The sequence below is a fragment of the Peptoniphilus sp. genome (assembly GCF_050943655.1).
In the GTDB taxonomy this organism is placed as follows: Bacteria; Bacillota; Clostridia; order Tissierellales; family Peptoniphilaceae; genus Peptoniphilus_A.
The window spans coordinates 1-6,981 of record NZ_JBMNPQ010000074.1 but is presented as its reverse complement, the minus strand read 5'-3'; the positions used below and the strand labels follow the sequence as shown (position 1 = coordinate 6,981).

5 protein-coding genes are annotated in these 6,981 nt (G+C 34.8%); 4 read left to right on the top strand and 1 reads right to left on the bottom strand.

The window, feature by feature from the left end:
- Positions 1-422 precede the first annotated feature (422 nt).
- The 4 genes from ACOX6R_RS06705 to ACOX6R_RS06690 all read left to right on the top strand — a co-directional run bounded on the left by ACOX6R_RS06705 (position 423) and on the right by ACOX6R_RS06690 (position 4,737).
- Positions 423-2,360: an acyl-CoA dehydrogenase family protein gene (locus ACOX6R_RS06705; RefSeq protein WP_433448555.1), complete on the top strand. Its 1,938-nt coding sequence runs from the start codon at positions 423-425 to the stop codon at positions 2,358-2,360.
- A gap of 14 nt (positions 2,361-2,374) precedes the next feature.
- Complete coding sequence (locus ACOX6R_RS06700) at positions 2,375-3,619, top strand: FprA family A-type flavoprotein (RefSeq protein WP_433448553.1); 1,245 nt, start codon at positions 2,375-2,377, stop codon at positions 3,617-3,619.
- 206 nt (positions 3,620-3,825) lie between these two features.
- On the top strand, positions 3,826-4,269 hold the full coding sequence (locus ACOX6R_RS06695) for a LytTR family DNA-binding domain-containing protein (RefSeq protein WP_433448551.1): 444 nt from the start codon (positions 3,826-3,828) through the stop codon (positions 4,267-4,269).
- Between the two features lie 9 nt (positions 4,270-4,278).
- On the top strand, positions 4,279-4,737 hold the full coding sequence (locus ACOX6R_RS06690; RefSeq protein WP_433448549.1) for a DUF3021 domain-containing protein: 459 nt from the start codon (positions 4,279-4,281) through the stop codon (positions 4,735-4,737).
- A gap of 55 nt (positions 4,738-4,792) precedes the next feature.
- Here the strand turns inward: ACOX6R_RS06690 and ACOX6R_RS06685 are convergent, their stop codons facing one another.
- Positions 4,793-6,787, bottom strand: coding sequence for a urocanate hydratase (locus tag ACOX6R_RS06685; RefSeq protein WP_433448557.1), 1,995 nt, complete (start codon positions 6,785-6,787; stop codon positions 4,793-4,795).
- Between the last annotated feature and the right edge of the window lie 194 nt (positions 6,788-6,981).

Sequence of the window (6,981 nt, the reverse complement as noted above, 5' to 3'; positions counted from 1 at the left end):
AGGAGGATAAACTCATAAATTGTAATAGTAATTATGGTTTTAAGACTGAAGATTTTTTTAAATTCAAATCGAATTAATATTTTTTAAAATTTCAAAATAAAATTTATATAACTTGAGAAAGGGCACTCATTTATTTGGCATAAACAAGCCATTTTAAAATATTATTTTAACTTATAATTAATTTTTATAAAAGTGTTTTATATTTTTTATTGGGTATAAGATAGAAGAAAGTAATGTTGAAATTTATGAAATAATTCAGCAAGCGAAATCATGAAATTATATTTAAACTACCGAAATGAATTGAAAAACTTTTTGACACTTTAGTCAGCTTGTTGTATACAATAATCATTGTATACCGAAAGGGTATTGATTATTTTCATTTTGAAAACATTCACAAGTATTAATTTTAAGAGGAGGCAATTATGTCAAGTATGTACAAAACAACTGAGGAACATGAAGAACTTCGAAAAGCGATAAGAGCTTTTGCAGAATCTGAAATCAAACCATTATCTTTTGGGCTAGACCAAAACAATGAATTCCCTGAAGAAATAATTAAAAAAATTGGGGAAAACGGCTGGATGGGTCTACCTTATCCAAAAGAAGAAGGTGGAGCTGGAAAAGACGTAATCTCTTATGCAATTGCAGTTGAAGAATTATCAAGAGTAGACGCTGGTGTTGGTGTTGTTTTATCTGCACACACTTCACTAGGTTCTTATCCAATCCAAGCTTTTGGTACTAAAGAACAAAAAGAAAAATATTTAAAACCACTTGCTCAAGGTAAAAAACTTGGTGCTTTTGGTCTTACTGAACCAAACGCTGGATCAGACGCTGGTGGAACTGAAACAACAGCTGTACTTGATGGCGACTACTATATTTTAAATGGTAACAAAATCTTTATTACTAACGCTCCAGCAGCTGACTACTATGTAGTATATGCTGTAACAACTCCTGGTATTGGAACTCACGGAATTTCTGCATTCATCGTAGAAAAAGGATGGGACGGATTTACTTTTGGAGATCACTATGACAAGTTAGGTATTAGATCATCAACTACTGCAGAACTTCAATTTAACAATGTAAAAATTCCTAAGGAAAACTTACTTGGTAAAGAAGGACAAGGATTTAGAATTGCAATGCAAACACTTGATGGTGGTAGAATTGGTATTGCATCTCAAGCTCTAGGAATTGCACAAGGTGCTTACGAAGCAGCTCTTGCATATGCAAAAGAAAGAGTTCAATTTGGTAGACCAATTGCTCAACAACAAGTAGTTGCATTCAAGATTGCTGATATGGCAACTAAGATTAGAGCAGCAAGACTTATGGTTTATTCAGCAGCAGAAATGAAACAAAACCACGAAAACTACTCAATGGAAGCTGCAATGGCAAAAACTGTTGCATCTGAAGTTGCAATGTGGGTAGTTAATGAAGCTCTACAAATTCACGGTGGTAACGGATATCTTAAAGGTATGGAAGTTGAAAGATTCTTCAGAGATGCTAAAATCACAACTATCTATGAAGGAACATCTGAAATCCAAAGAGTTGTTGTTGCAAACCACTTAATCGGTAAAGCACCAAAGAAAAAAGGTAAAGCAGCAGTTGTAGATAAAAAAGCTGGTCCTATCACTGGTGAAAGAAAAAGAGAAATAATTAAAGCAGACACAGCAAAAGAAGCTGTAGATATTTTAGTTCAAAACTTAAAGAAAGACGGATATGACTTCTCAGTAGGTATTCCAATTGACACTCCAGTATACGAAGCTGAAAGAGTAGTTTCAGTAGGTAATGCAATTGGCGGAGAAGAAAACATGGATATGGCAAGAGAATTAGCTCACGCAGCAGGTGCTGCACTAGGTTCTTCAAGACCAGTAGCTGAAACTCTTAAACTTGTACCTCTTGAAAGATATGTTGGTATGTCAGGACAAAAATTCAATGGTAACTTATATATTGCATGTGGTATCTCTGGAGCAGTACAACACTTAAAGGGTATCAAAAATGCATCAACTATCGTTGCAATTAATAAAAACGCCGGAGCACCAATCTTCAAAAACTGTGACTATGGTATCGTAGGAGATATTTTTGAAATTATGCCTCTACTAACTGAAGCACTTGGCACTGGTGAAAAGAAACCAGCTCCTCCAATGAAAAAAGTTAGAAGATCTAAACCAAGAAAATTAGCTCCTAATTACAAAGTTATGGTTTGCCCTGGTTGCGGTTATGAATATGACCCTAACTACGGAGATCCAGAAGGCGAAATAGATCCAGGTACTGATTTCGACAGACTTCCAGATGACTGGACTTGCCCAGAGTGCCAAGAAGAAAAACAAAACTTTGTTCCTGAAGAATATCCTGAAGATAGAAGATAATTGGGAGGTACCAAATGTATAATATAAGAAAAGTAGCAGAAGATTTATATTATGTAGGTGGAAACGACAAAAGACTTGAACTTTTTGAAAACATGTTTCCAATTGAAGATGGAGTTTCTTACAACTCATACCTACTATTAGATGAAAAAACTTGTGTAATCGACTCAGTTGACTGGTCAATTACTAGAGACTATCTAAGAAAAATTGAAATAATGCTTGATGGAAGAGATCTTGACTATATGATTATCCACCACATGGAACCAGACCACTGCGGAGCTATTGAAGAAGTAGTAATGAGATGGCCAAATGTAACTATAATCTCTAGTGAACAAGGTTTCCAATTCATGAGACAAATGGGATATCACATCAACGAAGATCAAACAATCATCGTTGAAGAAGGCGACACTATGAGCTTTGGTAAACACACATTTGCTTTCTTAGAAGCACCAATGGTTCACTGGCCAGAAGTTCTAATGTCACTTGATACAACTAACGGAGTACTATTTACTGCAGACGGATTTGGATCATTCAAATCTCTAGATGGTAAACTATTTGCAGACGAAGTAGATTGGGAAAGAGATTGGCTTGATGAAGCAAGAAGATATTTAACTAACATCGTTGGTAAATATGGTCCATTCATTCAAGACGTTCTTAAAAAAGCAGACCCACTACTACCACAAGTAAAATATATTGCTCCTCTTCACGGACTAGTTTGGAGAGAAAACTTAGAATACTTCATTGACAAATATGACAAATGGTCAAGATATGAACCAGAAGATGAAGGTGTTCTAATCGTATATGCATCAATGTATGGAAATACAGCAAATGCAGCTCAAGAACTTGCTAACAACCTTGTAATGAAGGGCGTTAAGAAAGTAGAAGTTTATGATGTATCTAAAACTGATGTATCAGTATTAATTTCAAAAACTTTCCAATACTCTCACTTAGTTCTTGCATCTGTAACTTACAACCTTGGAATTTATCCAAAGATGAAGAACTTCTTAATGGACTTAGCTGCACTTAATGTTCAAAACAGAACAGTAGCTATTATCGAAAACGGTACATGGGCTTGTACAGTTGGAGACAAAATGGAAGACTTTATCGACGAAAACTTAAAACTATTTGATGTTTTAAACGAAAGAGTTACAATTAACACTTCTTTAACAGAAGCTAACAAAAACGATATGGAATCTCTAGAAGACTCTATCATCGAATCTATGAAGAAAATTAGAGAACTTAAAGAAAAATTTAGTGAATAATTTTAAATATCTAAGATCGGTTATGCAAATAGCCGGTCTTTTTTATTGTCTATATTAAAATCTTTAACTTATCCGCAGTACATAATTGTGAGCTTTTAAAAATAAAAATAACCACTTATGCGTATAAAAATGCCACTTATTAAAAACCTGTAGAATTAAAGAAAAAATTTTTGTATATTATAGTTGAAAGAGAAAGAGGTGGGGCTGTGAAAGTAGAAATAAAAATAGATGGAAACTTTAAAGAACCAAAAGTAGTAATCTACACAGATAAAATCACAGATGAAATAAACGCTTTGGTAGGGAAGATATCAGAAGAAAATTCATTTGATCTTATCGCAGGATTTAAGGACGAAAAGGTAAAATTATTAGAACTTAAAAATATTTTTAGAATTTATACAGAATCAGGTAAAGTTTTTGCAAATACAAGTAGTGGTAACTACGCGCTCCGCCTTAGGCTTTATGAAATAGAAGAGCGACTAGAGAACACAAGCTTCGTCAGAATTTCAAATTCTGAGATAATTAATCTAAAAAAAGTAAAGGACTTTGACATGAGCTTTACTGGCACAATATGTGTGACTCTTTTAAATGGAGATATAACTTATGTGTCTAGAAGAAATGTGTCAAAAATAAAAGAGAAGCTGGGAATATGAGGTGATAAAGTGAAAGAATTTTTTAAAAGAGGCCTTTTGGGTTTTCCAATTGGCATTGCAATAGGACAAGTTTTTACCATAGTTATATCTCTTATAATTGGAAATGGACATTATCTTATGATTACTCCAGAATTTTTAAATTATGTAGGCAGTGAAATAGGTGCAGTGATACTTCAAACCATACTATGTGGCTTTATCGGCTTTATGTTTTCAGGAAGTAGCATTATTTGGGAAAAATCTGAGTGGAGCATTGCAAAGCAGACTGCAACATATTTTATAATTACATCACTTACAATGCTACCAATTGCATATCTCGCAAATTGGATGGAGCATAGCTTTAAGGGATTTATCGAATTTATGCTCGTCTTTGTCATCATATTTTTGGCTCTGTGGTTAGTTCAATATATTTTTTGGAGAAAGAGGATAGAGGAGATAAACAGCAAAGTTAAAAACTTTAGCGACAATTAAAAATTTGCACAAAAATAAGGCACTCAATTGCGAGTGCCTTTATATTTATAACAAATTAGTCTTCAAATTTAATTTTTTCAACTGCATTGTCAATTAAGTCGTCTTCTACTAGATATGGAATAGTGATATGTCCATATTCAGCTTCGTTGTTGAATTCTTTAACAACTTCGATTGAGTGATCGTTTCTAGCCCAGTTACGTCTAGCAACACCGCTCATTACGTCCCAAGTTAGAGAAAGTTTGATAATTTCATCAACCATTTCAGATCCGTCAAGAACTAGACCAAATCCACCGTTGATTGATTTACCAATACCAACTCCACCACCGTTGTGAAGAGCAACTAGTGACATACCTCTAGCACAGTTTCCTGCGAAACATTGTGTAGCCATATCAGCCATTACGTTAGAACCATCTTTAATGTTAGATGTTTCTCTAAATGGTGAGTCTGTACCAGATACGTCGTGGTGGTCACGTCCCATCATAACAGGACCGATTTTTCCTTCTCTTACAAGTTCGTTGAATTTAAGAGCTATAGCTACTCTACCTTTAGCGTCTTGGTAAAGGATTCTAGCTTGTGTACCAACTACTAATTGGTTCTTTTCAGCGTCTCTAATCCAGTTGTAGTTATCAAGGTCTTGATATCTTCTAGTTGGGTCGATACATTCCATAGCTGCTTTATCAGTTGCAACTAAGTCTTCGTGTTTACCGCTTAGGCAAACCCATCTGAATGGTCCGTATCCATAGTCGAATAGAAGAGGTCCCATGATGTCTTCAACGTATGAAGGCCAAATGAATCCGTCTTTATCGTCTTTTCCGTTTTTAGAGATTTCTTTAACGCCTGCATCATAAACAGCTTTTAAGAATGAGTTACCATAGTCAAAGAAGTAAGTTCCTTTAGCAGTAAGTTTTTTGATAACTTCGAAGTGTCTTCTTAGAGCTTTGTCTGCAAGTTCGTGGAATTTCTTTTTATCTGTTCTTAGAAGTTCAGTTCTTTCTTCGAAAGTAATTCCTACTGGACAGTATCCACCATCGTATACGTTGTGGCAAGAAGTTTGGTCAGAAAGTAGGTCAATGTGAACATCTTCTTTGTCCATGTATTCAAGTAGGTCTACGATATTTCCGTGGAATGCAATAGAAAGAGCTTGTTTCTTTTCTTGAGCATCAAGAGCAAGTTTAACAGCTTCTTCTGGAGTTTCAGCAAGTTTTTGAATCCATCCTTGTTCAAGTCTAGTTTCAATTCTTGAGATATCAACTTCTGCAATTATAGAAACTGCACCAGCGATGTCTCCAGCTTTACCTTGAGCACCACTCATTCCTCCAAGTCCTGAAGAAACAAATAGTTTACCAGCAAGGTTATCTTCGTGACCAAGACCAAGTTTTAATCTACCAGCGTTAAGAATAGTGTTGTAAGTTCCGTGAACAATACCTTGTGGTCCAATGTACATCCAACCACCAGCAGTCATTTGTCCGTAGTTAGCAACTCCCATTTCTTCTGCGATTTCCCAGTCTTCTAGGTTGTCATATTCACCAACCATAAGTCCGTTTGTAATGATAACTCTTGGAGCATTCTTTCTAGATTTGAATAGTCCAAGTGGGTGACCAGATTCCATTACTAGAGTTTCATCATCGTGCATGATTTCTAGATATTGTTTAATTAGGTTGTATTGCATCCAGTCGTGGCAAACAGAACCAGTTTCACCGTAAGTTACTAGCTCATATGGGTAAAGAGCTACGTCGAAATCAAGGTTGTTGTCGATCATAACTTGGAAAGCTTTTCCAGCAAGACAATTTCCTTTATATTCGTCAACTGGTTTGCCGTAAATTCTTCCTTCAGGTCTAAATCTATAACCATAGATTCTTCCTCTTGTAGTAAGTTCTTCTAAGAACTCAGGTATTAATTCTTCATGATATTCTTCTGGAATATATCTAAGAGCGTTTCTTAGAGCGATTTTAGTTTGATCTTTAGATAGTCTAAATCCTCTATCTGGTGCTCTTCTGATTCCTGGTTCAAAAGATTTTTTTTCTGGTAAGTTGTCGATTCTAACTTTCATAATCTTTTGAACTTCTGCATTATGATTATTTATCACTTTTATCAACCTCCATACGTTACATTATAATCTAATTTTAAAATTATGTAAACTAAATTTGAACAAATTACTGGATTTATAGAAACATTTCCATAAAGTAGATAAAATTAGTTTAGCATGTTAATGCTACTTCTTATGAACTTAATAGAGGAGTGTAG